Annotated in this window: 24 protein-coding genes and 2 pseudogenes; 16 read left to right on the top strand and 10 right to left on the bottom strand. The window is 63.0% G+C overall.

Going from position 1 to position 26814, the window contains the following annotated elements; translation table 11 throughout:
- Positions 1 to 255 precede the first annotated feature (255 nt).
- From H1204_RS27640 to H1204_RS27615, 6 genes are all read left to right on the top strand, one after another.
- Positions 256 to 1488, top strand: a complete 1233-nt coding sequence (locus H1204_RS27640) for a sugar ABC transporter substrate-binding protein (RefSeq protein WP_180731664.1) — start codon at positions 256 to 258, stop codon at positions 1486 to 1488.
- Positions 1489 to 1701: 213 nt separating this feature from the next.
- Positions 1702 to 2592 (top strand): sugar ABC transporter permease, encoded by an 891-nt coding sequence (locus H1204_RS27635; RefSeq protein ID WP_042304310.1) that lies wholly within the window; start codon positions 1702 to 1704, stop codon positions 2590 to 2592.
- Positions 2589 to 3434, top strand: a complete 846-nt coding sequence (locus H1204_RS27630; protein WP_180731663.1) for a carbohydrate ABC transporter permease — start codon at positions 2589 to 2591, stop codon at positions 3432 to 3434. The genes H1204_RS27635 and H1204_RS27630 overlap by 4 nt, the downstream gene beginning before the upstream one ends.
- 203 nt (positions 3435 to 3637) lie before the next feature.
- The gene (locus tag H1204_RS27625; RefSeq protein ID WP_180731662.1) at positions 3638 to 4075 is read left to right on the top strand and encodes a carboxymuconolactone decarboxylase family protein; all 438 of its coding nucleotides are present in this window, start codon (positions 3638 to 3640) and stop codon (positions 4073 to 4075) included.
- A gap of 272 nt (positions 4076 to 4347) precedes the next feature.
- Positions 4348 to 4572: a hypothetical protein gene (locus H1204_RS27620; protein WP_180731661.1), complete on the top strand. Its 225-nt coding sequence runs from the start codon at positions 4348 to 4350 to the stop codon at positions 4570 to 4572.
- A gap of 143 nt (positions 4573 to 4715) precedes the next feature.
- Entirely contained in the window at positions 4716 to 5426 is a 711-nt protein-coding gene (locus H1204_RS27615) for a dienelactone hydrolase family protein (RefSeq protein ID WP_180731660.1), read from the top strand.
- 62 nt (positions 5427 to 5488) lie between these two features.
- On the opposite strand, the gene H1204_RS27610 is transcribed toward H1204_RS27615, so the two are convergent.
- From H1204_RS27610 to H1204_RS27600, 3 genes are all read right to left on the bottom strand, one after another.
- Positions 5489 to 6247 carry a YoaK family protein gene (locus H1204_RS27610; RefSeq protein ID WP_180731659.1) on the bottom strand — a complete coding sequence of 253 codons (759 nt, stop codon included), beginning with the start codon at positions 6245 to 6247 and terminating at the stop codon, positions 5489 to 5491.
- Positions 6248 to 6430: 183 nt separating this feature from the next.
- Positions 6431 to 6886: a hypothetical protein gene (locus H1204_RS27605; RefSeq protein ID WP_042304285.1), complete on the bottom strand. Its 456-nt coding sequence runs from the start codon at positions 6884 to 6886 to the stop codon at positions 6431 to 6433.
- A gap of 190 nt (positions 6887 to 7076) precedes the next feature.
- Entirely contained in the window at positions 7077 to 7895 is an 819-nt protein-coding gene (locus H1204_RS27600; protein ID WP_180731658.1) for a class I SAM-dependent methyltransferase, read from the bottom strand.
- Between the two features lie 94 nt (positions 7896 to 7989).
- On the opposite strand from H1204_RS27600, the gene H1204_RS27595 reads away from it, so the two are divergent.
- Both H1204_RS27595 and H1204_RS27590 read left to right on the top strand, forming a co-directional pair.
- Positions 7990 to 8358 (top strand): metalloregulator ArsR/SmtB family transcription factor, encoded by a 369-nt coding sequence (locus tag H1204_RS27595; RefSeq protein WP_180731657.1) that lies wholly within the window; start codon positions 7990 to 7992, stop codon positions 8356 to 8358.
- The gene (locus H1204_RS27590) at positions 8330 to 8821 is read left to right on the top strand and encodes an SRPBCC family protein (RefSeq protein ID WP_180731656.1); all 492 of its coding nucleotides are present in this window, start codon (positions 8330 to 8332) and stop codon (positions 8819 to 8821) included. Before H1204_RS27595 ends, H1204_RS27590 begins: the two co-directional genes overlap by 29 nt.
- 129 nt (positions 8822 to 8950) lie before the next feature.
- Here H1204_RS27590 and H1204_RS27585 read toward each other — a convergent pair whose 3' ends face one another.
- Entirely contained in the window at positions 8951 to 10960 is a 2010-nt protein-coding gene (locus H1204_RS27585; protein WP_180731655.1) for a CoA transferase, read from the bottom strand.
- A 186-nt stretch (positions 10961 to 11146) separates the two neighbouring features.
- Between H1204_RS27585 and H1204_RS27580 the strand changes: the two genes are divergently transcribed.
- Positions 11147 to 12073, top strand: coding sequence for a LysR substrate-binding domain-containing protein (locus H1204_RS27580; RefSeq protein ID WP_180731654.1), 927 nt, complete (start codon positions 11147 to 11149; stop codon positions 12071 to 12073).
- Here the strand turns inward: H1204_RS27580 and H1204_RS27575 are convergent.
- Both H1204_RS27575 and H1204_RS27570 read right to left on the bottom strand, forming a co-directional pair.
- Positions 12060 to 12863, bottom strand: coding sequence for an enoyl-CoA hydratase-related protein (locus H1204_RS27575; RefSeq protein ID WP_180731653.1), 804 nt, complete (start codon positions 12861 to 12863; stop codon positions 12060 to 12062). The two genes, H1204_RS27580 and H1204_RS27575, sit on opposite strands and share 14 nt — an antisense overlap.
- Positions 12864 to 12873: 10 nt before the next feature.
- The gene (locus tag H1204_RS27570) at positions 12874 to 13641 is read right to left on the bottom strand and encodes an SDR family NAD(P)-dependent oxidoreductase (RefSeq protein WP_180731652.1); all 768 of its coding nucleotides are present in this window, start codon (positions 13639 to 13641) and stop codon (positions 12874 to 12876) included.
- Between the two features lie 305 nt (positions 13642 to 13946).
- Here H1204_RS27570 and H1204_RS27565 point away from each other — a divergent pair, with 305 nt between their 5' ends.
- The gene (locus H1204_RS27565; protein WP_180731651.1) at positions 13947 to 15254 is read left to right on the top strand and encodes an MFS transporter; all 1308 of its coding nucleotides are present in this window, start codon (positions 13947 to 13949) and stop codon (positions 15252 to 15254) included.
- 68 nt (positions 15255 to 15322) lie between these two features.
- Positions 15323 to 16494, top strand: a pseudogene (locus tag H1204_RS27560) (thiolase family protein).
- A 65-nt stretch (positions 16495 to 16559) separates the two neighbouring features.
- Here H1204_RS27560 and H1204_RS27555 read toward each other — a convergent pair.
- Together H1204_RS27555 and H1204_RS27550 are read right to left on the bottom strand one after the other, a co-directional pair.
- The gene (locus H1204_RS27555) at positions 16560 to 17540 is read right to left on the bottom strand and encodes a fatty acid desaturase (RefSeq protein WP_180731649.1); all 981 of its coding nucleotides are present in this window, start codon (positions 17538 to 17540) and stop codon (positions 16560 to 16562) included.
- A 38-nt stretch (positions 17541 to 17578) separates the two neighbouring features.
- Positions 17579 to 18634 carry a sugar ABC transporter substrate-binding protein gene (locus H1204_RS27550; protein WP_180731648.1) on the bottom strand — a complete coding sequence of 352 codons (1056 nt, stop codon included), beginning with the start codon at positions 18632 to 18634 and terminating at the stop codon, positions 17579 to 17581.
- A gap of 194 nt (positions 18635 to 18828) precedes the next feature.
- On the opposite strand from H1204_RS27550, the gene H1204_RS27545 reads away from it, so the two are divergent.
- Complete coding sequence (locus tag H1204_RS27545; protein ID WP_180731647.1) at positions 18829 to 19860, top strand: LacI family DNA-binding transcriptional regulator; 1032 nt, start codon at positions 18829 to 18831, stop codon at positions 19858 to 19860.
- A 30-nt stretch (positions 19861 to 19890) separates the two neighbouring features.
- Here the strand turns inward: H1204_RS27545 and H1204_RS27540 are convergent, their stop codons facing one another.
- Entirely contained in the window at positions 19891 to 20766 is an 876-nt protein-coding gene (locus H1204_RS27540) for a LysR family transcriptional regulator (protein WP_180731646.1), read from the bottom strand.
- 102 nt (positions 20767 to 20868) lie between these two features.
- Here H1204_RS27540 and H1204_RS27535 point away from each other — a divergent pair, with 102 nt between their 5' ends.
- Together H1204_RS27535 and H1204_RS51555 are read left to right on the top strand one after the other, a co-directional pair.
- Positions 20869 to 21294: a VOC family protein gene (locus H1204_RS27535; RefSeq protein WP_035538285.1), complete on the top strand. Its 426-nt coding sequence runs from the start codon at positions 20869 to 20871 to the stop codon at positions 21292 to 21294.
- Positions 21295 to 21298: 4 nt separating this feature from the next.
- Positions 21299 to 21477 (top strand): annotated as a pseudogene (locus tag H1204_RS51555) (nucleotide-binding domain containing protein); the annotation flags it as partial.
- 16 nt (positions 21478 to 21493) lie between these two features.
- On the opposite strand, the gene H1204_RS27530 reads toward H1204_RS51555, so the two are convergent.
- Entirely contained in the window at positions 21494 to 24862 is a 3369-nt protein-coding gene (locus H1204_RS27530; protein WP_180731645.1) for a DNA-binding protein, read from the bottom strand.
- Positions 24863 to 25261: 399 nt separating this feature from the next.
- Here H1204_RS27530 and H1204_RS27525 point away from each other — a divergent pair, with 399 nt between their 5' ends.
- Both H1204_RS27525 and H1204_RS27520 read left to right on the top strand, forming a co-directional pair.
- On the top strand, positions 25262 to 25774 hold the full coding sequence (locus H1204_RS27525) for a sigma-70 family RNA polymerase sigma factor (protein WP_180731644.1): 513 nt from the start codon (positions 25262 to 25264) through the stop codon (positions 25772 to 25774).
- Positions 25775 to 25778: 4 nt separating this feature from the next.
- Entirely contained in the window at positions 25779 to 26765 is a 987-nt protein-coding gene (locus tag H1204_RS27520) for a FecR domain-containing protein (RefSeq protein WP_180731643.1), read from the top strand.
- Positions 26766 to 26814 lie beyond the last annotated feature (49 nt).

Below are 26814 nucleotides of genomic sequence, written 5' to 3'. Positions count from 1 at the left end.
AAAAGCCGCCCCCGGCTTGTAAATTTCCTACATATTGCACATTTACACGGCTCGTTGACCATGCAGACGCTGCGGAAGGCAAATTCCCCGCAGCGCACAAAAAGCCCATCCTTTACAGCATGTTATGCAAAAAACCGCGCGATAAAAAATATGGTCAGCCCTACGTGACAAGCTTTTTTTTCGTGTGTAGGATTTTTTCAAACAATTCAACCCAAGCAGCCGGCTACGGCGGCGGACCACCCCAGGAGAGACGAAATGTCGTTGCATGCACGTGCTTCCCTTACGCTCGGCAAAGTCGCCGCAGCGCTCGCGTTTGCAGGTCTAGCCCTATCGGCGCACGCCGATACGGTGCGTGTGACGGTCGCGCATTACAGCGACGCGACAGCACCGTACTTCGAGAAAATGGCCCGCCAGTTCGAAAAGGCCAATCCCGGCACCACGATCAAGATCGAGGACGTGAACTGGGACACGCTGCAACAGAAGCTGCAAACGGATATCTCGGGCAACGCCAACGCCGACCTCGCGATCGTCGGCACGCGCTGGCTGCTCGATTTCGTGAAGGATGACGTCGCCGAGCCGCTCGACCCGTACATGGACGCGAACTTCAAGAACCGCTTTATCGGCCCGTTCCTCGCGCCCGGCCAGATCAACGGCAAGACGTACGGCCTGCCGATCGCCGCTTCGGCCCGCGCGCTGTACTACAACAAGGATCTGCTCGCGAGCGTCGGCTATCCGAATGGCCCGAAAACGTGGAATGACGTGATCGACGCGTCGAAGAAGCTGAAGGCGAAGGGCGTTGCCGGTTTCGGCTTGCAAGGCAAGGAAATCGAAACCGACGTGTACTACTACTACGCGCTGTGGACCAACGGCGGTGACGTGCTGAACAAGCAGGGCAAGGCCGGCTTCGACTCGCCCGCGGGCATCAAGGCGGCGACGCTGTACAAGTCGATGATCGACCAGGGCCTGACGCAGCCGGGCGTCACCGGCTATAGCCGTGAAGACGTGCAGAACCTCTTCAAGCAAGGCCGCGTCGCGATGATGATTTCCGCGCCGTTCCTCGCGAAGCAGATCAAGAAGGAAGCGCCGAACCTGAAGTACGGCATCGATCCGCTGCCCGTCGGCACGAATGGCGCGACGTATGCCGTCACCGACTCGATCGTGATGTTCAAGAACTCGAAGGTGAAGAAGGACGCGTGGAAGTTCCTCGACTATCTGTTCACGAAGGAGCCGCGCGTCGAGTTCACGAGCACGGAAGGCTTCCTGCCGACCACCAAGGCTGAGGCCGCCGACCCGGCGTTCAACGATGCCGACACGAAGGCGTTCATCGCGCTGCTGCCGCAGGCACGCTTCGCACCGACCGTGACGGGCTGGGAAGACACCGCGAAGGCCGTGACGAATGCGATGCAGGCCGTGTACCTCGGCAAGTCCAAGCCTGACGATGCGTTGAAGCAGGCCGCGAGCCAGGCGAATCAGGCGCTCGGCCAGTAACGCGCGGTTTGATGCGCAGTTTGATGATCCGTTAGCGTAGTACCGGAAGCCGCATCGGCTCGACGCCGATGCGGCTTCACATTCGATGAGCGCGCTTCCTTCCGTGCGAATTTAGATGCCAACTTTCATGCGAAGCGCCGTGTTGCATCCGGCCCATTCCGTCCCGAGGGCTTCATGAGTTCCAACGCCCAAGCATCCGTCGATCAGGCACGCATGAGCCGTTCCATTGCCCCGCGCGCCGCCGCGCCCTGGTGGCTGATCGCGCCGAGTCTGATCCTCGCGCTGTTCATCATCAGTTACCCGATCTTCAACATCGTGTATCAGTCGGTGCACGATGTCTCGCGCTTCGGCGCGATTCGCGATTTCACCGGATTCAAGAACTTCTTCACGGTGTTCGCCGACCCCGTGTTTCTCGATTCGCTGCGCCGGACCATTGTGTGGACGGCAGCCGTCGTCGGCGGCACGGTGATCATTTCGGTGCCCGTCGCGCTCGTGCTGAATCAGGATTTCCACGGTCGCGGCATTGCCCGCACGATCATCATGCTGCCGTGGTCCGTATCGCTGACGATGACAGCCGTCGTCTGGCGCTGGGCGTTCAACGACGACTACGGCATGGTCAACGTGACCTTGCAGCGGCTCGGGTTGATCGGCGGCCCGATTCACTGGCTGGCGACACCCGAGCTCGCGTTTCCCGTCGAGATCGCGGTCGGCATTCTCGTGTCGATTCCGTTCACGGTGACGATCCTGCTCGGCGGCCTGTCGTCCGTGCCCGGCGATATCTACGAAGCCGCGCGTATCGACGGCGCGAGCGCGTGGCAGCAGTTCCGTCAATTGACATTGCCGCTGCTGCGCCCGTTCGTGAACATGGCGATCCTGCTCAATGTGATCTACGTGTTCAACTCGTTTCCGATCATCTGGGTGATGACGCAGGGCGGCCCCGACAACGGCACGCATATTCTGGTCACGTATCTGTACGAACTCGGCTTCAGGCTCGGGCGTCCCGGCCAGGCGGCGGCCGTGTCGCTCGTCATGCTCATCATGCTGTTCGTGTTCTCGGTGCTGTATCTGCGCATTCAGCCGTCGAAAGAAGGAGAGCCAGCATGAACGCGAAGATGAAACGCACCGTGTGGTGCTGGCTCGCGCTGTCGCCGCTGATCGTGGTCGTGCTGTTTCCGTTTGCCGTGATGCTTTTCACAGCGCTGAAACCCGCGAACGAAGTGTTCGTCTATCCGGCACGCTGGTTGCCGATGCACTGGCAATGGCAGAACTTCGTCGACATGTGGACGGCCGCGAACTTCGGCGTCGCGTTGCGCAATAGCACGGTCATCAGCCTGCTTTCGACAGCGCTCGCGCTCGCCGTCAGCCTGCCCGCCGCGTATGCGCTCGCGCGCTTTCCGTTTCGCGGGCGCGGGCTGTATCGGCAGTTTCTGCTCGTCACGCAGATGCTTTCGCCGATTCTGCTGGTGGTCGGTCTGTTCCGTCTCGCCGCGATGATTCCGTATGGCGACGGTAATCTCGTCGATTCGAAAATCGGCGTGATCGTCTCGTATGCGGCATTCAATATCGCGTTCGCCGTGTGGATGCTGTCGTCGTATTTCCAGACCGTGCCGCGCGATCTCGAAGAATCCGCGTGGCTCGAAGGATGCAGCCGCACGCGCGCCGTGTTCAAGGTGTTTCTGCCGCTCGCCGTGCCCGCTATCGTCGTGACGGCCATTTTCACGTTCATCAACGCGTGGAACGAGTTCGCCGTCGTCTATACGCTGATCCGCTCGCCCGAGAACAAGACGCTCACCGTGCAGGTCACCGATATGGTGGCGGGCAAGTACGTCGTCGAATGGCATCTGGTGATGGCCGCGACGCTGTGCGCGACGTTGCCGGTGTCGATCGTGTTCGCATGGCTGCAGCGCTATCTCGTGAAGGGCCTCGCGCTCGGCGCGGTCAAGTAAGGTCTTCTTTCTGTCACACAAGGGCCGTCGCGCGGCGACGGCCCTTCGTCTGCATCGTTCCCCGCTGCCTTGTAAAGTTGTTCCGCAACAGTTCAGAAGTGGTTACCTCAAATTGCTCAAAATTGGCCATTTCCTGCGGCCAGTTTCGCGCCTAATCTTTATGTGTCGCGCAGCTGAAGCGCACTCTCACTGAGGAAACGATCATGGAACAACGTCTCGACTTCTACAAAGCCAACCCGCACGCAATCAAGGCGATGCTCTCGCTCGAAGAACGCATCGGCAAGAGCGACCTCGAAAAATCGCTGACGGAACTGGTGCGTCTGCGCGCATCGCAGATCAACGGCTGCGCGTTCTGCGTCGACATGCACACCACCGACGCGCGCAAGGGCGGCGAAACGGATCGCCGTCTGGCGACGGTCGTCGTGTGGCGCGAAACGCCGTTCTTCACGGCACGCGAACGCGCGGCGCTGGAATGGACGGAAGCCGTGACGCTGGTCTCCGAGAATCATGTGCCCGACGCAGTGTGGGAAGCCGTGAAGCCGCATTTCAGCGAGGCCGAACTGGTCGATCTGACGTTGCTGATTTCGGCGATCAATGCGTGGAACCGCTTCGCGATTTCGTTCCGCAAGATGCCGGCGTAAAGCGGCTTTCGGCGGTGTGTGAAGAAAGCGGGCATCAGTGCCCGCTTTTTTGCGAACTGGATTCGCATGCGATATGCCGCAATCGCACCGCGTCGACATCAAGGTGAACAGCTTTTCACCTGAAGCCGAATCTACGCAGAATCGGAGAATCCTGACGCGCGCGGGAAAGTAATCTGATTAACGAAGCTCACTCCTGTCAATAAAGTCTCCCGTACGGTGACACCTCGATGAACGGTGCATCGTGATCTTCGAATAACAACGGAGCATTTGACATGAAAGTGAAATCTGCGTTACTTGCGTTGCTCGCTTCATCGATGTTGTCGTGTTTCGCGCAGTCCGCATCGGCAGCGCCGATGGCTCTGGAAGGGCAGCCGTTCGCCATGAAGTCGGACGGCCCGAAAAGCGCTTCGGCCGCCGATCAGAAGCTCGCATTCGGCTACTGGATATGCGATCCCAGCTGGAATCCTTCGGATTGCTACTGGCTTCCAGGCGATTAAAGAATCCAGAATCAGCGAGTGAATCGCGACACCCTGCAAGCACTTAAGCTTGCAGGGTGTTTTCATTTCCGGCCACGTCCGTGCGCCTGCATCTGGCCAGCATTGGCGCTATGCTAGTGGGTCCACTCACCAGGAACACGCTCATGAAAACGACCCCAGGCTCCATGATCACTTTCAGCCGCCCAGACGGTAAAGAACTGCAAGGTTATCTGGCCACGCCCGAGAAAACGGATGGCGCGCCCGCAGTGGTCGTCATTCAGGAATGGTGGGGCTTGAACGACCAGATTCGCGGCGTCGCCGATCGCCTGGCGGCAGCGGGCTACTTCGCGCTCGTGCCCGATCTGTATCGCGGCAAGTCGACGGTCGAAGAGGAAGAAGCGCATCACCTGATGGACGGCCTCGATTTCGGCGATGCCGCATCGCAGGACGTTCGCGGCGCGGCGCAATATCTGAAGCAGCGTTCGGGCCGCGTTGCCGTGATGGGCTATTGCATGGGCGGCGCGCTAACCTTGCTCACGCTGGGTCAAAGCCCGGAAGTGTCGGCGGGCGTCGTGTTCTACGGCTTCCCTCCGCTGGACTATATCGACGCGTCGAAAGTCAAGGTGCCCGTTATCGGGCATTACGCGACGCAGGACGCGTTCTTTCCGATCGCGACGGTCGAAACGCTCGAATCGAAGCTGCGCGACGCGAACGTCGACGTCGAGTTTCATCGCTATCTCGCGCATCATGCGTTCGCCAACGAAACAGCCGTGGGCTTCAGCCGCATCGCGGGCACGCAGTTCGACCCGGTGTGGTCGGAAATGGCTTGGGACCGGACGCTGACCTTCCTGGGACGCAAGCTCTGGGAGAAGTAAAAGTCGTGGCGCGCGACGTGTGCGCGTAAGAAGCGTGTTCGGGTCCGCCCGGCGGGCGCAATTCACCGCGCCCGTCGCGGATACCTCAACAGATCATCGGCAACGGGCACGGCCGCCAGCACCAGCAACAACGCCGCGAGCGGCAGCGTCGCGATGAACCCGACCTGTTTGAACGCAATCGCGCCGGCAAGCCCGCCCGCGAGAAACATGCCGAGCAGCGAGGCGAGCAGACCGAGCCGCCGCATGTCGGCGCCGACGTATGCCGCTTCCGTCGACGGCACGCCCCGGTTCCAGTACAAGCCCTTGCCGATTTCGATGCCGATATCCGTCACGAGTCCCGTGACGTGCGTCGTGCGGATTTCCGCTTTCGATATCTTGGTGATCATCGCGTTCTGCATCCCCATCACGTAGCAAAGCAGCGTGACGGTGGCAGGCACGAACAGCGGTCGATGCTGCTCCAGGTTCGCGCCGAGCACGCCGAAGCACAACAACAGAAGCCCTTCGAGCACGAGCGGCATCGCGTAGACGCTCTGCGTCCCTCTTCGTCGGCCCCAGTTGATCAGAATGGCCGAACTCGCCGCGCCGGCAAGAAACGCGAAGGTCGAACTCGCCGCCGACAGCACGAACGCGAGATCGCCGAGCGCGAGACTGTCGGCGAGCGACGAGACCATGCCGGACATGTGCGACGTGTACTGGCCGATCGCCAGAAAGCCGCCCGCGTTTGCAGCGCCGGCAATCCCGGCGAGCGCGAGGCCAAGCCGCCGGTTGGCGGCGTCAGTGCGAGCGGCCGAGGTAAAGCCGCGAAGATAATCAACGGGCACGATGACGCCTGCAAAAGAAGGGAATTTCGACAATCCCACCTTCAAATGGCGCTTATCTCGTTTTTGATGCCCGACAATTCCCTGCGATCATTTGTCGCACCGCGATTGCGCCGCGGCGCCGTCGTGCCCGTCCGACCCGCGAGTTCGCCGTTCAGTGAACTCGCGAGGCCGTCAGCTCGCCAATCAGTCGTCGTAGTGACGATGCTTGTGCTTGCGCTTGTACGAACTATGCGAACCGTACGAACCGTGCGAATAGTCGTCGGCGTACGAGTTGGAACGCGAGATGTTGCCGCCGAGCGCCGAGCCCGCGCCGCCGCCGAGCGCCGCGCCGACCAGGCCGCCTCCGCGCCCGCCCATCGCGTTGCCCGCCGCGGTGCCCGCACCGCCGCCCAGCGCGCCGCCGATGATCGCGCCCGTGCGCTCACGGCGGTTCGACGTAACCGCACCGCCCGCGCCGCCGCCCACCGCGCCGCCGATCACGGCACCCGTGCTGCCGCCCACCGCGCCGCCCAATGCCGCACCGGCGACGCCGCCGAGCGCGCCGCCAAGCGCATTGTTCATATCGCCGGCCATCGCCGGCAACGACGCCGCAGCCGTCAGCGCTGCAATGGCCACCATCTGAATGATTCGCTTCGACATAGTTTGATCAGTAGTTTTTGAGACGGGGCGAGTATAACCAACGTGTGAAAGGGGTTCGTAACACCGGTCAATCCGTCCAGTAAGAGGTGTAACAATTTCCGCCGGGCAAATGCCGTCCGGCCCGCCACATAAGGCGGGAGCGGCTTTCGGAGGGATCGTTGTGTTCAGCGGGACACACTTTTTCGTCGTTTTAATGTTGTGCTGTGACGACGTGCGCTTGAATCCTTCCGTCGATTGCGCTACCGCCGAAACGCTTGCGCAGGGCCGTTGCGCAAACCGCTGTCGCTTCGTCGAGCGTCACGCCCGGACGGGCATCGATTTCGGCCCGCACCGGCGTGCCCTGGCAGAACGCTTTCGCGGCAGCCTGCGCCGACGCCGCGCCGCTGCGTTTCGCGATCGTCTCGATGCGCGGCGGCGGCGCATCGAAGCCGCCGTTCGCGAGATCGCGCGCAATGATGTTCGTGTCCCAATAACCGTGCGGCACGCGCTGCAAGAAACTCGGCGGGTCCGCCGCATACAGCTTGCCGAGCGCATCCGAAACGGTGGCGGCAAACGCGTTCTCCTCGATGCGATCCCAGACGTTGAACAGCAGCACGCCGCCGCTTCGCAGCACGCGCCGCGCCTCGGCAAACGCGCGCGCCTTGTCGGGGAAAAACATCGCGCCGAACTGGCAGACGATCAGATCGAAACTCGCATCGTAGAACGGGAGATGCATCGCATCCGCCTGCTGCCAGGTCACGGGCCTGTGCGGGCCGCGCGTCGCGGCGCAGTCGAGCATCGCCTGATTGAGGTCCGTCGCCACGATTTCGACATGCTCGGGCAGCGCATCCACCATCGCTCGCGTGACGACGCCCGTGCCCGCCGCGATTTCGAGCACGCGCGACGGCTGAACCGACGCCGCCCTGCTCGCAAGATCGCGCGCGTACGGCTCGAAGATCATTGGCACGAGGTAGCGCTCGTAGATTTCTGGAATCGAGCCGGTGAAGCCCGTGTCGCTGGATGTGTTCATCGAACGCCTCCGTTCCGCGCGATTGACGCTAGATCCATGTGGATAGCTTAGACGCGCGGCGTCACATCGCCATTTTTGCACTATACTTAACCATATGGCTAACTATCATGCTGCAGTCAGCGAAGTGTTCCAGGCGCTGTCCGATCCGACCCGTTGCGCGATCGTCAGCATGCTCGGACGCGGCGCGCAGACCGTCTCGGTACTGGCGCGGCCCTTCGACATAGCGCTGCCGTCGTTCATGAAACACGTCGCCGTGCTGGAGCACAGCGGCCTGATCCGCACGCACAAGATCGGCCGCGCGCGCACCTGCGAACTGATGCCCGCGAAGCTGACGGAAGTCGAAACATGGCTGGCCGCGCAGCGCGCCGTGTGGGAAGCACGATCCGACCGGATGGTCGAATTCGTCGAACAGCTTCATCAAGAGGAGCAAGCTGATGTCAACAAAACCCGTCGAAAGCGCTGACACGACCGATCTCGTCATCACTCGCGTGCTGCGCGCGCCCGTGGCTGCATTGTGGCGCGCGTGGACCGAACCGGAGTTGCTGAAGGAATGGTGGTGCCCGAAGCCCTGGACCACTGAAGTGCGTGCGTTCGATCTGCGTCCGGGAGGCGCTTTTCACACCTTCATGCAAGGTCCCGATGGCGGCACGAGCGACAACCCCGGCTGCTTTCTCGAAGTCGTCCCGCAAGCGCGCATCGTGTTCACGTCGATGCTCACGGCGGGCTGGCGTCCCAACACGCCGTGGCTCGGCTTCACCGCCGCGATCACAATGTCCAAAGAAGGCGAAGGCAGCCGCTACATCGCGCGCGTCATGCATCCCGACGTCGCGACGCGCGACCGGCACGAACAACTCGGCTTCTTCGACGGCTGGAACACCTGCATCACGCAACTCGACGAATTTGCGCTCACGCTCGGCCGGGCGTGAGCATCGGCGCGCGGCGCTCGCACGGCCGCCATCGTCGTCGCAAAGTGGCGCGGTCGCCCGACAGAGCAAGCAGTCGGCTTTCGATAGTCCCTGGCCGAGGACGACGTACGCCGCCGCTTCAGCAAGCGCTCAACCCGCTTCGACCATTCCCCAACGCAACGGCGACCCTCGCGAAGTCTCATCCGCATATCGAGCGGGCACGCCCGGCACCGCGCGAACGCGCGCAGGTGTGCGCGACAACCGGTACGGCACTCTGAGGATCGGCCAGAACGCGCCGCTCGCATCGCGGGCGACGCTCAGCACGTCCGCGAGAAAATCGCCGTCTTCGATCAACTCATCGACGCGCGCCACGGGCACCGCGCTAACGCCCGCATTCGCAAGCGCGACAACCGCCGACGCCCGCGACAGCGAGCCGCACCGCTCGCGCCTTGCACAAGCCGCGAGCGCAGCCACATCGAAACGCTCATCGCTTTCGAGCCACACATGACCGTCGATGCACGCGACCGCGATCCCCTCCCGTTCAGGATTGCCGGACGCAAACAGCGCGCACCACGCAGCCACGTCCTGCATCGATATTTCGACGAAGGTCCCCGCCTGCCGCGCAGGATCGGCGAGCAGCGCGAGGATCGCCAGCAGCGCCGCCTGTCCGCCCAGAATGTCCGCGCCCGACGCGCCGAGTTTGACCGGCTGGCCGTTGCCGCGCGTCAGGTCCATGAGTCCGCCCATCGCCTGAATGACCGTGTCGAACGCGGGCCGCGCCGGGTAGGCAGACGCGATGCCGAAGCCCGAGATCGAGCAATAGATCAGACGCGGGTTGATCTCGCCGAGCGCCTCGCGCCCGAAGCCGAGCTTTGCGAGCGCACCCGGCCGCAGGTTTTCGACAAGCACATCGGCATCGGCGAGCAGCGTGCGCAGATGCGCGCGGTCGGCCTGCTGCTTCAGATCGAGCGCCAAGGTCTGCTTGTCCGTATTGTTGAGCGCGAAGAAGTAGCTCGTGCCCGCCTGCCCCGGCGTCCACGCGCGCGCCACATCGCCGTCGGGCGGTTCGATCTTCACGACCTCTGCGCCGAGCGCCGCGAGATGCTTGCCGACCAGCGGCGCTGTCGTGTACTGACCAATCTCGACGACCTTGATGCCGGCGAGCGGCCCGGCGTCGCAGGTGCGCACTGTACTCTCAACGCCTGCACGCGGCTTTAAAGATGCGTCGTCCGTCAGACGCGACATGCCGAAGATCGACATCTGCCGATACGTCTCGCCCTCGATACCGCACGCGTCGATCTGCGCCGCCGCATCCGCGTGCCGCATGCGAAAGTTCGGCTCGCTGGACAGCCCCGCGACGGACACGATCGGCCCGGCCGCCACGCCAATCTGTTCGCACAGATGCGAGCATGCATCCGTGGTCAGCGTGGACGTCCACATTTCGATCAGCGCATCGAGTTCATCGACATTCAATACGCGCGCACGCAACGTGTCGAAGCGCGAGTCGTCGAGTTGCGGCACGCGGGCCACGCTCTTGATCTTGCGCCACTGTTCTTCTGTGCTGGTGCAAATCAGTATCCAGCCGTCGAGCGTCCGATACGCATTCCACGGCGCGCAAGCAGGATGACGATTGCCGACGCGGCCAACCGTGCGTTGCGCGAACGCAGCAGGCAGAAACGTCGTGAGCGCGCTCGCCGCGCAGCCGAACAAGGTCACGTCGATAGTCTGCGCGATGCCGTGCAAACGCTTCACGCGTACGGCGGCCGCAATCGATGCGCACGCATACAGCGCCGCCGATATCTCCGTGAACGGCACGCCGATACGCACCGGCTCGCCATGCGCGAAGCCCGTCGTGTCCATCAGGCCGCTGATCGCCTGGATCTGCGCATCGGAGGCGCACATGCCCGCGCGCGCGCCTTGCGGTCCCGTCGCGGTGATATCGCAAACGATATGCTTGCCCGCCGCCTTCAGCTCCGCGATCGTGCTGCGTTCGCTCGCCGCGCTCACGTCCGATGAAACGACGATCACGTCATACGCGAAGCCACCCGTTGGCTCTGCGTGCGCAAACGTGACTTGCGCGCCGGCGCGTTCGAGCAACGTCGCACCGAGCCTCACTGCCTGGCGCGAGCCCCAGGCCAGAATTCGCACACCGTCCAGCATGGTTGTCTCCTTCAGTCTCACAGATTGCCTTTGAATCAACGATACGGCGCGCAACCAGCGCGCTCAAACGACATTTGCTGCGCACTCGATTGAGTTTTGCTGACGTCAGCGCAAACGCACATGCAAGCTCGCTTCTACGTAGCAATCCCCGCATGCAGCGTGCAAAGCGCGTGCTACCATTTTTCGATGCGAACCCTTCCGTCACTCAACGCGCTGCGCGCCTTCGAGGTCTGCGGCCGCCTGCTGAGCGTGCAGCTCGCCGCGAACGAACTCAACGTCACGCCCGCTGCCGTCAGCCGTCAGATCAAGCTGCTCGAAGACCAGCTCGGCGTGCTGCTGTTCGAGCGCGGTCATCGCGCGATCGCATTGACGCCGATGGGAGAGCGCTATCTCGCCGACATCGTGCGCGGCTTCGAAACGCTGCGCACCGCAACGATCAATCTCACGGAAGCGCGCCGCCGCCGCACGCTGAAAATACGCGGCTACACGACGTTCTCGATGAACTGGCTGCTGCCTCGTCTGTCGACGTTTCATCGCGAGCATCCCGATATCGAAGTCAGTCTCACCACATCTCTGCAACCCGTCGACTTCAACACCGAAGACGTCGACGCGGCGATCCGGCTGTCGCATGCGCCGTCGTCGGATCTCGGTTTCGACCGGCTCGTGCCAAACGAACTGGTGCCCGTGTGCAGTCCCGAGTTCCTGCGCGCGCATCCCGATCTCACCGACGCGACACCCGAAGCACTGCGCAACGTGCCGCTGCTGCATTCGCTGGCGCGCCGCGAGGACTGGGCCAAATGGCTCGACGCGGCGGGCGTGCGCGGCGTCAATCCGTTGAGCGGCCTCAGCTACGAAAGCTCGATCCTCGCGTACTTCGCGGCGACGCAAGGCGTAGGCGTTGCAATGGCGCAGCGCGTGCTCGTCGCCGATCAGTTGCGCGACGGCACGCTCGTGATGCCCTTTTCGTTCGTGCTCGATCTGGGCGCCTTCACGTACTACCTGATCTATCCGCGCGAGCATCTGTCGAACGCCGAGTTCGCCGCATTCCGTAACTGGCTTCTGTCGATTGGCGAAGCGACACCCAGTGCACCTAAGGCGCCTAGCGGCCCTTGAACTGCGGCCTGCGTTTTTCGGCGAACGCCTTGCGCCCTTCCACGCGGTCTTCTGAATCGCGCATCGCGCCCCACGCCAGCTCGGTAAATTCGAGCGCTTGCGCAAGCGGCACATTGCTGCTCGTTTCCGCGACTTTCTTGATCATCTGCACGGCAAGCGGACCATTCGACGCGATCGTGCGCGCGAGTTCGCGCGCCTTGTCCATCAGCGCTTCGGGCTCGACGACATCGGATATGAGGCCGATCCGCTCCGCGTACGCCGCGTCGATCTTGCAGCCGGTCAGCAGCATCTTCATCGCGATCGCGGACGGCACGGCCTTTTGCAGCGCCTGAATCCCGCACACGGCGGGAATGCTCGCGACGACGGCTTCGGGCAAGCCAAACACGGCATTCGTCGAGGCGATCCGCAAGTCACATTGCAGCGCGAGTTCGAGTCCGCCGCCGAGGCAATAGCCGTTGATCGCGCCGATAACAGGCTTGAAGAGGCGCAGCGAACTGAGATCCATTAGCCGCACATAGATGCCTTCGGCGGCAGCGCGGTCGATAAATCGCACGAACGACGAACTGAAGCTCGTCGAAGGCGGCAGCGTATTTTTCAGGTCCGCGCCGACGCAGAACGATTTGCGCCCCGCGCCTGTCAGCACGATCACGCGCACGTCATCGTCGTCGCGCGCTTCGGCGAGCGCCGCGCGTAAATCCTTGAGACTGTCGAGGTCGAGCGCGTTGAGCGCTTCGGGACGGTCCAGGCTCACCGACGCCACATGATCCGACACGCTGTAGTGAATCGTCATGATGTGCTCCTCAAACGCTCGGCGACGACAGCGAACGGCCGCCGCATACATAGAGCGTCTGCCCCGTGATGTACGACGCTTCGCGCTGCGCAAAGAACAAGACGGCCTGCGCGATATCGTCGGGCGTACCGATGCGCTGCACGGGCACCGATTTTTTCAGCCGCTCCTGAAGCTCTGCATCGAAGGCCTGAAACAACGGCGTATCGACGATACCGGGCGCAATCGCGTTGACGGTGATGCCGGCACACGCCCATTCGAGCGCGAGACTGCGCGTGAGGCTCACCACGCCGCCCTTCGCGGCCGAATAGTTCGACTGTCCGACACCGCCTAGCCACGCGCGCGACGAGATGTTCACGATGCGCCCATGGCGCGCGGCGCTCATGTGCGCGAGCACGGCGCGGCAACACAGAAACTGCGACTTCAGGTTCACGCCAATCACAGCGTCCCAGTCGTCGTCGCTCATCTTCGTGATGCGTTTGTCGCGCACGATGCCCGCGTTGTTCACCAGCACGTCGATCTGGCCAAAGCGTTCGACGACAGCCTCGACCGCCTCGTTGACGGACGCGCTATTCGTCACATCGACGGGAAGCGCGATCACGTCGGCGCCCGCCTCGGCCAGCGCGCTGGCGGCGTGATCGAGCGCCGCGCGGTCGAGATCGAACAGCGCGATGCGCCTGCCATTGCGAGCCAGCGCAGCCGCGATGCCGAAGCCGATACCCTTCGCGCCGCCCGTGACGATGGCGACTTCGGCGGCCGGGTTGTGAGGTGATGCGTTCATGACGTGTCTCCATGGAATGAAAAGCCTGTGCATCCCATGCTAGGGCGCGCTACGCCCCACGCTCAAACGACTTTTTTCGCGGCTTCGATTGACTTTCGCTCAATCGAAACCGCTCGCGCCCGCGCGTTGGCCGTCTGCGGCCTGGCTGCAAAAAATATCAATCGAAAGCGCAGAAAAAGTCGTTTGCGCGGCGTATCGGGCGAAATCTACGATGCGTCCATGTGCCGGATCAAGCGATACGTCCAGCACTTTTCACCTGCGTTGCGCGACCAGCGCGCGCTCACCACAAGAGACACGGAGACAGCATGGACACCATCCTTCCGGGCGTTGCGCACGAAGAATCCGCTACGCCGCTCACGCGAGCGCAGAGAAAGGCCATCGTTGCAGCGACACTCGGCACGGTTGTCGAATTCACCGACTGGATCATTTACGCCACCTTCGCCGCGCTGTTTTCACGACACTTCTTTCCCGCGAACAACGACCGCGTGTCGCTGCTCTCCGCGTTTGCCGTGTTCGCGGTCGGCTTCGTGATGCGGCCTATCGGCGGCGCGCTGCTCGGCGCGTATGCCGACCGGCACGGCCGCAAGAACGGTCTCGCGCTGTCGGTTGCGTTGATGGCGGGCAGCTCGCTGGTGATTGCCATGTGTCCCGGCTATGAATCGATCGGTATTGCGGCGCCGCTGATACTCGTGCTCGCGCGGCTCATTCAGGGCTTCGCGGCGGGCGGCGAGTTCGGCTCCGCGTCGACGTTCCTGATCGAATCGTCCGCGCCTTCGCGGCGCGGCTTCGCGGGATCGTGGCAGCACTTCGCGGTCAACGCGGGCGTGCTGGTGGCGGCGTTGATCGGCGCGATCCTCACGTCGATGATCGATCATGCGGGCATGGCGAAGTGGGGCTGGCGCGTCGCCTTCACGATTGCCGGACTGCTCGGCTTCGTTGCGCTGTGGGTCCGCCTTGCCGTCGCCGAAACCGATGCGTTCAAGAAGAGTGCCGCGACACATCAGCGCACGCGTCATCCGTTTCTCGAGATCGTTCGCGAGCATCCTCGCGCGGCGCTGCGCGTGATCGGCATCGCGATGGCGGGCAACCTGTGCATCTATCTGTGGCTGGTGCTGTTTCCGACGCTCGCTCATCTGCGCACGGGTTTGCCGCTGCACGACGCGTTCAACGCGAGCGTGATTTCGATCGTCGTCTCGCTGATTGCAATTCCGTTTATCGGCAAGTTGTCGGACCGTATCGGCCGCAAGCCCGTGCTGCTCGTTTTCGCAGGCGGCTCGGCACTGTTCGCATGGCCCGCGCTGCATTTCCTCAGCAATGACTTCTGGTGCGCTACCGCAATCGTCACGATCGGCATGCTGCTTTCGTCGGGCTTCGCCGCCACCTGCGCGACGGTGATGGCCGAGCAGTTCCCGGCGCGAGTGCGTGCGACGGGTGTCGCGCTGCCTTATGCGGTATCGGCGGCACTGTTCGGCGGGACGCTGCCGTACATCGTTACCGCGATGTCGAGTTCCGGTCTGTCGCAATACCTGTGGGTCTATGTCGCGGCCGTGTGCGCCGTGGGCTTCGTGGTCTATGCGCGGATGCCGGAGACGCGCGGCAAGGTTCTCGATTGAGCGCTACTGAAGGTTAAGCAGACTCGCTCGTCGTCGCAGGTTCTGAAGTACTTTTATTGGAGGCAGCAATGCGCAAAGTGGTAATCGGCGGCGTCGGCATGACGTCCTTTGGCAAGTTCCTGGAGCGCAATCTGAAGTCGCTCGCTGAAGAATCGGTCTCGCTCGCATTGAAGGATGCGCGCGTCAGCGTCAACGACGTGGATCGTATCTTCTTCGGCAATGCGGCGGCAGGCGTCGTCACCGGTCAGGAAATGATTCGCGCGCAGTCGTCGCTGCGCAATACGGGGCTCGACGGCAAGCCGATGTTCAACGTCGAAAATGCGTGCGCGTCGGGCAGCTCGGCGTTGAATCTCGCATGGCTTTCCGTCGCTTCGGGACAGTCGGAAACGGCGCTCGTGGTCGGTGTCGAAAAGCTCACGCACGAAGACAAGGCGATCTCGTTCGGCGCGTTCGCAAAGGCCGTCGATCTCGAAGAGCCGTTGCCCGAAGGCGTGACGACAGGAACGGGCTCGCTCTTCATGGATCTCTATGCCGCAAAGGCGCGCAAATGGATGGAAAAGACGGGCGCGGAGGCGAGCGATTTCGCGCGCGTTGTCGTGAAGAGCCGCCGCGCCGGGTCGCTGAATCCGCATGCGCAGTTCCGCAACGAGACCAGCGTCGACGAAGTGCTCGCCAGCCGGATGGTCAGCGATCCGCTGACGCTCTTCATGTGCTCGTCGATCGGCGACGGCGGCGCGGCGGTGTTCATCTGCTCGGAACAATTCGCGGCGAAGCGCGACATTCGCCCGGTGTACATACGCGCGAGTTCGATCGTGTCGGCGAAAGCGGATGGATCGGGGGAACTGGTCGCTGTGCGCGCAGCGAATGCTGCGTATGAACAGGCGGGCATCGGTCCGTCGGATGTGCATGTGGTCGAATTGCACGACGCTTCCGCGCCTGCCGAACTGATTCACTACGAGAACCTCGGCCTGTGTACGCCCGGCGATGCGCCGAAGCTGATCCGTTCCGGCGACACGGATATCGGCGGACGGATCTCCGTGAATCCGAGCGGCGGCTTGTTGTCGCGCGGTCATCCTGTCGGCGCGACGGGCGTCGCGCAGATCGTCGAGCTGACGCAGCAATTGCGCGGCACGGCGGGCGCGCGGCAACGGCCGGGAGCGAAGGTGGCGCTGGCCGAGAATAATGGCGGGCAACTGGCGGGGATTCGGCCGTTGCGCTGGTGACTATTCTGTCGACCTGATTGTAGCTTGCTTGAACATCGCGCCGCATGGAGCATGCGGCGCGATGTTCAGATGCGGCACACTCTCACGCAACGGCACTCCCCCGCTTGCCGACCGGCAACTCGCGCACGACGACATACTCGGGATCACGTCGCTGCCTCGCGAAGATCACCAGGATTTCGCGCCATGCCGACCACAAGCCTGCATACGGTTGCGGCATCTGCTCAGCAACGGCCTCGTGAAATTTCGGCAGCGCATGAAACGGCACGCTCGGGAACATGTGATGTTCGATGTGGTAATTCATGTTCCAGTACAGAAACCGCACAACCGGATTCAGCTTCACGGTACGGCTCGACACGCGATGATCGAGCACGTTCTCCTTCAGGCCCGTATGCTGGGTCAACGCGCACAGCTCATGCAACCAGGTTCCATAAGCACGCGCCAGAAACAGAAACACGATGGGCAACCCGCTATGCGCAAGCACGGCCCAGACAAACACTGCGACATAGCACGCAAGCAGCACGCGCGAGTTGTCGCACATCTTCTTGTACTCCGCCTCGGGCACGACCTCTTTCGCGCCCTTCGTGATAATGCCGAAGCTGTGCAGAAAGATCGCGCTGAGAAACTGCACGCCATGCGATACGCGAACGAAATCCGTCATCAGCTTCACATAGCTATGCGGGCGATGCTTGAACGCCAGTTCAGGATCTTTATAAGGCGCCGCCGTCAGATGCGTGTACGTGTGATGCTTTGCATGAAGCCAGCGGCTATACACCTGCTCGCGCCACGACATGAAGCAGATCGCCCAGTAGACCGCCTCGTTCAGCCAACGCGTCTTGAACACGGTGCCGTGCCCCAGCTCATGCGCGGCGGCCTCACTGAACGCAAACACCGTTCCGTACAAAAGAAACGCGGGAATCACCCACGCCGTGCCAAGCGATGCCCACGCGAGCGCGCCTGTCGCAACGACGAGCGCGAAGAATCCCCCGCCTGCGCGAGTCCGCGCGCATCGGAACGCGTGGAAAACTCCTTGAGCATCTTGCGATCGATGTCGACCCGGTGCCACGCGTGCATATCGATGTTCATTGCGTTGTCCCCACACGATTAGCGATATGAGCCCGCGTACTTCTGCACGGGCGCGAGGTTATCCTTCGTGACGAAGCTCGGGCCGGAACTTACCGTCGATCCCGTATAAACCGGCTTCAGGTCGTATTTGGCGAGCCGCGCCGCGACCTTTTTGTCCTCTCTCAATGCCGCGACGATGCGCGCGGAGTCGTTCGTCTTGTCGCGAATCGCAATCGCCATTGCCGCGACGGACAAATAGCCTTGCAGATACGGCTGCTGATCGATGGCGAATGCGATCTGCCCCGCCTGAATCGCCTTCAGGATGTCGGGCGAGAGATCGAACGTGGCAACGTAGATCTTCCCGCTCATGCCCGCGTCTTTCACGCCGCGCAACACGCCCGTCGCCTGATCGGGACCGAGCGCGAGAATCGCCTGGGTCGTGGGGTGCGATCTCAGGTAGGCGGCGACCTTGCTTTCGATCACCGTCGGATCTTCGCCGCTATCCATCGTCGCCTTCTTGTAGTCGACGCCGATCGCATCGGCGAAACCTTTGCAGCGGTCCCACAACGCCTGAATGTCGGCGCCGTGGTTCACGCACAGAAACTCGTGGATGCCCGCCGCTTTCGCGCGCTCACCTGCTGCCTTGCCAGCATCGTATTCGGGCTGGCCGATGTGCATCAGCGCGCCGAGCTTCATGCCCGATTCAGGCCCACCGTTGATGGTGACAAGCGGAATGTGCTTCGCCTTCACGCCTGTCAGTCCCTTCTGGATCATGTCGAAGTTCGGCACCGTCGTGATCACGCCCGAGTAGTTGCGCGCCGCCGCCTGTTCGAGAATGCGCACCATGTCGCCCGTATCGCCGGAAGGGGGATTGCGGTAATCGACGGGCACGTTGAAATCTTCGCTCGCGTCGCGCATGCCGTTCTTGACGGTGTTCCACCAGACGTTCGAGTCCGAGCCATGACTGACCATCACGAAGCGCTCGTCGGCGGCGGCGCTGTTCGCGGCGAAGCCGGTGACGAGCGTCAGCGCTGCGAGCGCAGCGGCGATTCTTTTGACCGCGCGTTGGGTTGCGCGAAATGCGGGCTTGTCCATGATGGTTGTCTCCTGACATGGGATTGGCATGGCGGAATGCGCGTCTGCGTATGCGCGCGGCGCTGGGCCGCCGGGTCTTTGTCGCCGGGGCTTTATCGCTAACGCCCGGTCGCTTCCGGTGGTTAGAATCTAGTTGATCGAATCTCCGCTCTCAAACGGTTTGTTGAGGATATTTCCTCAAACTGGGGGACCGCATGAACGTCAGACGCAAGCCGACCATGGAAGATGTCGCGAAGGCCTCCGGCGTCAGCTATTCGACTGTCGAACGCGTGCTGAACGGGCGTGGCGGCGTGGCGCGCGAGAAGGAATCGCGCGTGCTCGAATGGGCGCGCAAGCTCAAGATGGACCGCGCGCTTGACGAAGTGTCGGTACGCTGGCTGCGCATCGCGATCCTCACGCAACAGCCTTCGTCGCCGTACTACGTTGCGCTACGGCAGGGGTTCGAGCTAGCGCAGAAGTCGTTCGAAACGCATCGCGTGGTGTGTCATCTGACGTTCTTCGACGACCTGGAACCGAAGTCGCTGGCAGCCGTCATCAATCGCGCATCGCAGAAGGCCGACGCGATGATCGTCGTCGCGTATGAGCACAGCGTCATCGTCGATGCGATCTCACGCGTCGCGCGCAAGATTCCTGTCGTGACGCTTGCGAGCGATCTGCCGGACACGGGGCGGCTCGCGTATGTCGGCATCGACAACCGCTGCGCGGGACGAACCGCGGGCGAACTGATGGGCCGCTTTATCGGGCGCGAAGGCGGACAGGTCATCGTGATTGCTGGCTTGCGCACATATCTCGGGCACGAAGAACGCGAGGCCGCGTTCCGCTCGGTCATGCGCCGCAAGTTTCCCGCGTGCGACGTGGTGGCGACTGTCGAAAGCCGTGAAGACGAAAAATCAACCGAGCGTCTGACGCGGGATGCCTTCAAAAAGTACCCGGATTTGCGGGGCATCTACAACCTGTCGGTTGGCGATGAGGGCATTGCGCGCGCGCTCAAGGCGCTCAAGCGCGAGCATTCGACGGTACTGATCGGCCACGAGCTGACGGAGATCAGCAGAGCATTGCTGATAGAAGGCGTGATGGATGCCGTGCTCGATCAGAGTCCTTTTGTCGAAGCAGTGCGCGCTGTTGAAGCGATACTGGGTCACTACAACCGGGGCACGCCTTCAGGTCTTCCGTTGCAAACGCCTATGTCGATCTATCTGCAGGAAAATCTGCCGCCTGCGTCGTGATTGAGAAAGCGTGTTTCAACGATCATCTGTTCAGGGCTTCTTGCGCGCCTGCGCTTCGATCAGCTGCAGCAACACCTTCACAGGCTCGCTCAGATGCTGCGGCGCGCGATGCACGAGGCCAACGTCGCGATGAAACGTGTGATGCTCGAGATCGACAGCGCGCACCTTCGCGGGCCAACGCCGGTACGTCGCCGTTTGCGGCACGAGCGCCACGCCGACGCCGTTTTCCACCAGCCTGACGATGGCTTCCAGTTCGTCCACCTCGCACACTTCGCGCACGGTGAAGTGCATCCGGCGCAGGAAACGGTCCACCTGCCGCCCGCCGAACGACGCGCGGTCGTAGCGAATGAACGGCTGATCCGCCAGCAGTTCCGCCCAGTCCTTTCCCTTCACGCCACGCGGCACGATCAGCCTGAACGGTTCTTGCGCGAGCGTCGTCCAGCGCAGATCGCTTTGGAACGAAAACGGCGGGCGAATGATCGCGGCGATATCGATCTCGCCGGCGTCGACGAGATTGACAAGTTCCATCGATACGCCGGGAATCACGCGCGTCGTGCATCCCGGACATTGCGCATGAAACCGCGCCAATGCATCCGGCAGCAGCGAACGCTGCACCGACGCAATCGCACCGACCGTCACGCGCACAGTGGCGGCCGGCCCTGCTGCCGTCGAACTGAGGTTGTTGTAGAGCCGGACGACTTCCTGCGCCTGCACGAGTATCTGCTGACCAGTCGCATTCAACCGCGCCGTTCGCCCTTCGCGGTCGAACAATGCAACGCCCATTTCCGCTTCGAGCCGTTGCATCTGCGCGCTGACGGCAGCCTGTGTCAGACCGATCCGCTTGCCGGCAGCAGCGAACGTACCCTCCTGGGCAACGGCAATCAGCGTTTTCAGCTCACGGATCATTGATAGATTTCATTTGTGTTTAACGAAATTATATATTGATTCTATTTTTCAATTCCGCCACGTACTATGTGCGGTCTGCGAGCGTCCCACATGGAGAAAACAGTGAGCCTTTCCCCTTTTCATCTGGCCATTCCCGTCTACGACCTTCCCGCCGCGCGCGACTTTTACGGACGCGTGTTCGGCCTCGAAGAAGGCCGCTCCAGCACGCAATGGGTCGACTTCAATTTCTTCGGCCATCAACTCGTGATTCACGAGCATCCGAAGACGGCTTCGCAAGAGAGCGTGCACAGCAATCCCGTCGATGGCCATGACGTGCCCGTGCCGCATTTCGGCGTCGTGCTTGCGTGGGATCAATGGGAAGCGCTCGCGGCACGGTTGAGGTCGTTCGGCACGAAGTTCGTGATCGAGCCGTATATCCGCTTTCAAGGACAAGTCGGCGAACAGGCGACGATGTTCCTGTTCGACCCGTGCGGCAATGCGCTGGAATTCAAGGCGTTCAAGGATATCGGCCAGCTGTTCGCGAAGTAAGGCGTCGAGCCACGCGGTCCAGGCGCTCGACGCCTGGGGCCTGTCCTATCGCGCGCCGCTGACGGCGGGCGTCACCGTCTGCCGCCTGCACGCCGACGAGCCTGGCTCGACGGCACCGAGATCACGTTCAAGGGCGGACAGAGAGGCGACGTGGATGTACTCGAACGGCTGATCGAAGGCTGAATGTGCGTTGCGCGCGTCAGCCTTCCAGCTTCGACATCACCGCCGTGGCCGGATCGTACTGATAGCCTTTCTGCGCGAGTTGCTGGGTCATCGTCGCGCCGATCAGCTTCTTCTGCGCTTCCCTGAACACCAGTTCGTGGTCGGGCTTCAGACGCTCGAGTTCGAACGAGAGCCTGCGCAACAGCGCGACTTCGCCGGTGCTGCGCGCGTCGATGAAGAGGATTTTTTCGTTCGCCTGGTCGAGCCGCTGCTTGATGTCCTTCGCGTACGTCACCCATTGCTCGGCGTTCGCGCGAAGCTCGTTGTAGGCCTTCGTGTGAGTCTTCGCCTGAGCCGCGATCTGGCGTTGCAAGGACGCGAGTTCTTCCGCGACATCGGTTCCGCCAGGCAGTTCACCGCCTGGCGCGCCTTTCGCCGACGCCGGTTCGCGCGGGCGCTCGTCCTGGCGTTGCGCCAGCTCGGCTGCGCGCTGTTCCGCTGCATCGGCCCGCTCCTTCGCGTCGAACGCGTCTTGCGTCGCGCGCGCAAGTTCGGCGCTGGCCGCCGTCTGAGACTCGCTCATCGCGCTGATCTGCGCGCGGGCTTCGTCCAGTTCGCGCGTGACCCGCTGCAACTCTTCGAGCTGTGTCGACGCGTTGTCGCTTTTCGCTGCGGCTGACTCGCGCTCGGACAAAAGACTCTGCTCCGATTGCGCTGCCTGACGTTCGGCTGAGTCCGCCCTTTCCTTCGCCGCCGATGCGTCCTGTGCGAGCCGCGCCAGTTCTGCGTTGGCTGCCGTTTGCGCGTCGGTCAGCGTGCCGATCTGCTTGCGGGCTTCTTCGAGTTCTTGCGTGACGCGTTGCAGTTCGTTGAGTTGCGACGACGCTTCGCTGTTGCGCGCGATGGCGGCTTCCCGTTCCGCTGCAAGGCCTTGTTCCAGTTGCGCTGCACGAAGCTCGGCCGCGTCCCCTCTTTCTTTTGCGGCGGATGCTTCTTGCGTGAGCCGCGCCAGCTCGGCGTTTGCAACAGACTGGGCATCCGTCAGCGCGCTCGCGTGTTTGCGGGCTTCGTCGCGTTCCGCTGCGAGCGTTTGTTCGGCCGCTTCCGAACGGTTCTTCGCTTCGGACGCGTCTTGGGTCACCCGCGCCAGTTCTGCGGCTGTCGCCGTTTGCGTCTCGGTCACCGCGTTGATCTGATTGCGCGCTTCTTCGAGCTCGCGCGTAACGCGTTGCAGTTCGTTCGATTGAGCCGACGCTTCGGCGCTTCGCGCCGTCGCTGCCTCACGTTCCGCGGCGAGGTCGCGTTCCAGACGTGCCGACAACTGCGCGGCTGCATCTGCACGGCGCTTCTCAGCGGATGCATCTTGCGTCACCTGCGCGAGTTCGGCGGCTGCTGCCGTTTGCGCCTCGGTCAGTGCGTTGATCTGATTGCGCGCCTCTTCGAGTTCGCGCGTGACGCGCTGCAATTCGTCGAACTGAGCGGACGCTTCGCTGTTGCGTGCCACGGCTGCCTCGCGCGCGACGGCAAGACTCTCGTCCAACTGGACGGCGCGCTGTTCGGCGGCTTCGGCCCGTTGCTTCGTGGCCTCGGCTTCCTGCTTCACGCTCGCCAGTTCGGCGCTCGCCGCCGCCTGCGCCTCGGTGAACGCGGTGATCTGCGTGCGCGCTGCTTCGAGCTCATGGGTGACGCGCTGCAATTCGCTGGTCCGCGCCGCCGATGCTTCCCGCTCGCTCGCGAGGTTCTGCTCCAGTTCGGTTGCGCGTTGCTCGGCGGTTTCTGCCCGTTGCTTCGCGGCGGTCGAGTCTTGTGTCAACGCGTCGATCCGTGAGCGAGCTTCGTCCAGTTCGCGCGTGACGCGCTGCCGTTCGTCCCTTTGCGCCGCCGCGGCTTCGCGCTCCGCTGCCAGGCTCTGTTCCAGTTCCGCTGCGCGCTGTTCGGCCGACTCCGCACGTTGCTTCGCGGACGATGCGTCTTCAGTGACCCGCGCCAGTTTGGACGTCGCGGCTGTCTGCGCCTCGTTCAGCGCATTGATCTGCACGCGCGCTTCGTCCAGTTCGTTCCTGACACGCTGAAGCTCATCGCTGTGCGCCGCCGTTGTCTCGCGCTCTACCGTCAGGCTCTGCTCGAGTTGCGACGCCCGCTGTTCGGCGGCATCGGCCCTTTGCTTCGCGGCGGAGGCTTCTTGCGAGATCCGCGCCAGCTCGGCGCTCGCGGCCGTCTGCGCCTCGGTCAGCGTCTCGGCGCGCGTCCGTGCTTCTTCCAGTTCGCGCTGGACGCGCTGCAATTCGTCGCGCTGCGCAGCCGTTGCCTCGCGTTCCACCGTCAGGCTCTGGTCCAGTTGGGACGCGCGTTGCTCCGCCGCGTCGGCACGTTCGGTCGCGGCCGAGGCTTCCTGTGTCGCGCGCGCCAGTTCGGCTGCCGCCAGCGTGTGCGCCTCGGTCAGCGTGCCAACCTGCGCCCGGGATTCGTCCAGTTCGCGTGTGACGCGCTCCAGTGCGCCACGCTGCTCGGAGAGGTCGGCGGCATGTTCGAGGGCGGCGTCACGTTCCGCGGCGAGTGCGTTGCGGGTCTCGCCCAAGTCGGCCTCGACCGATGCGAGGCGCGCGGTGCTCTCGTTCGCCTGCGCCGTCGCGGCTTCCGCGCGTGACACTGCTGCGGCCGCTTCCTGAGACCAGCGCTCCGCCTCTTCCGACTTCGCCTGGCAAGCCTCGTCCAGTGTCGCGATCTGCCGGCGCGCGTCGTCGCGCTCGCGGCCAAGCCGCGCGATCTCTTCGTTCTTGCCCGAAACCGTCGCGGCGAGCCATTCGTTTGCCCGGTGCTGATCTTCGAGCGTGCTCTGGATCGCCGTGAGCTTCGCTTCACCCGCCGATGCGCGCTCGGTCAGGTTCTGGACGTTCGTCTCGGCGGCTTCCGCGCGCGCGGTCACGGCTTCGAAGTCGGCGCGAACCTGCGCGGCGGATTCCTGCAACGCGAGGAGGTCGTGGCGCAACCTGTCCAGCCGCTCGCGCCCCGTCGCGGCTTCTTCACCCGTCTCCTGATACGCGGCAAGCGCCTCGTCACGCTCCCTGCGCACGACATCGAGCTGCTGGCTCGCCGCGCCCAGACCTTCGCTGAGTATCCGGCCCGCGTCGTCCTGCGAAGCGGTCCAGATGCGGCGCGCGGCTTCCATCAAGGTTTCCGCCAGTTCGCCCGGCAGCGCCTTCTGCGCTTGCGTCTCCGGTGCCGGCGGCTGCGGCTCGCGCGTCTCGCGCCAGCGTTGCAGCGCGGCGGCGACGGCGACGATCGAACCGCTGCGAACTTCCGCCCAGATCGTAACGGGGGAAACCAGACGGCCTTCTTCGGTCATGCGGTCTGCAACGGCTGCGACCTGCTCATCAGTCATGGTGGTGTCGGTATCGGTGGACATATGCGTCTCGAGAATCAACTGGCCAGGCGAAAGACAAAATTTTCGATACGTTACTACGATCGGCGGCATTCGCGACGGAAGAAACGTGCCAATGCGCATCCAGCAAGCATTTGAAGCGCGGTGCAGGCGTCCGGTACGCCGTGCCGTGATTTTGACAGCACGCATCGGCAGGGTGGGCGGCGGCCTTGCACCGACGTTCGTCAGAACCCGTGCAACGGCGCGCGACGGGCGTTCAACGCAGCCGCAGAACGTATGCCCGCGCGCCATTCCCGTCGGCAGGCGAAGCACGCGCGGGAAATTTGATCGCGTGCAAGACTGCTTTCCCCTGTGCGACAATACGAATAATTCTCATTTAGCAGCTTTATTTTCGCTTACCGGACTCGTCCGAAAAAACCGCGCATGCCGGCAGACAATCTCTCGTTGCGTCTCGAGGTCGAAGACCTTTACGTCGCCCATCATGGCTGGCTTCACACGTGGTTGCGCCGCAAGCTGGGATGCGCGCATCGGGCGGCCGACCTTGCGCACGACACGTTCATGCGCCTGCTCGCGCGTGACGAGCCGCTTGAATTGCTCGAGCCACGCGCCTTCCTAACGACGGTCGCCCAGCGCGTCCTGGCGAATCACTGGCGACGTGAGCAGATCGAGCGCGCCTATCTGGAAGCGCTCGCGCTGGTGCCGGAGCCGCTTGCGCCATCGCCCGAAGAACGTGCCGTGCTGCTCGAAACATTGTGCGAGATCGACGCGTTGCTCGACGGTCTGCCCGTACCTGTCAAGCGCGCATTCCTGATGGCGCAACTCGACGGCGCGACGCAAACGGAAATCGCCAACACGCTGCGTATTTCCCTCGCGACGGTGAAGCGCTATCTGCTGAAAGCGGCCGCGCAATGTTTCTTCGCGATGAAACTGGAGTGAACGCGTGAATATCGGCAGTCCTCCCGGCATCGCTCCGAATGTCGCGCGTCGCGCGGTCGAATGGTGGCTCGATCTGCAGTCCAGTGACATCACCGATTCGCAACGACGCGCGTTCGAATGCTGGCGAGCCGAACACGCCGATCACGATCGCGCGTGGCGGCACATCCAGTCCGTGAGTCAACGTCTTCAGATGGTCAATGAAAGCCCGGCTGCGAGTGCCGCGCGCGCCGAGTTGACGCGTCCGCGTTCGCCCGCACGGCGCGCCGGCGCCAAAGCGCTCGTTCTGCTCTTCTTTGCGGGCGGAACGGCCTGGCTTGCGCGCGATCAGATCGCGTCGCGCGGCTGGAACGCGGACCTGCGCACCAGCACGGGCGAGCAGCGAAACGTGACGCTCGCTGACGGCACGCAGCTCATGCTCAATACCGCGAGCGCCGTCGATGTCCGCTTCTCGGACACGGAGCGCCGCATCGTTCTGCTTCGCGGCGAAATCATGGTCGTCACGGGACACGACGACGGCCCCGCGCCTCGTCCGTTCGTCGCGCAGACGGCCCAAGGTGTGTCGATACCGCTCGGCACGCGCTTCTCGCTCAGACAAGAGGAGTCGATGACGCGGCTCGACGTGTTCGAAGGCGCGGTCAAGGTTGAACCGGGCCGCACGCCGGGTATGTCCAAGGTCGTGCATGCAGGCGAGCGCATGCGCTTCACCGCCACGCAGATCATGCCGATAGAGCCTACGAGCGCCGATACAGCCGCATGGACACAGGGCATGCTGGTCGCGAGCAACATGCGTCTCGCCGACTTCCTGTCCGAACTCGGGCGCTACCGGGACGGCTACGTGCGCTGCGATCCGTCGATCGCGGACTTCCGCCTGTCGGGCACCTATCCGCTATCGGATACGGATCGCGTGCTCAACACGCTTGCGAGCACGCTGTCTGTCGAGGTCGAGTACATCACGCGCTATTGGGTCACGGTGAAGCCAGTGCGTTCCTAGCGCAGCAATCACTAAGCGGTAAAAAATTATTGTCGGTATTGAGCTGTTT

Origin of the sequence: Paraburkholderia sp. PGU19, from assembly GCF_013426915.1 — a bacterium.
Lineage (GTDB): Bacteria > Pseudomonadota > Gammaproteobacteria > Burkholderiales > Burkholderiaceae > Paraburkholderia.
This window is presented reverse-complemented; position numbering and strand designations above follow the sequence as displayed.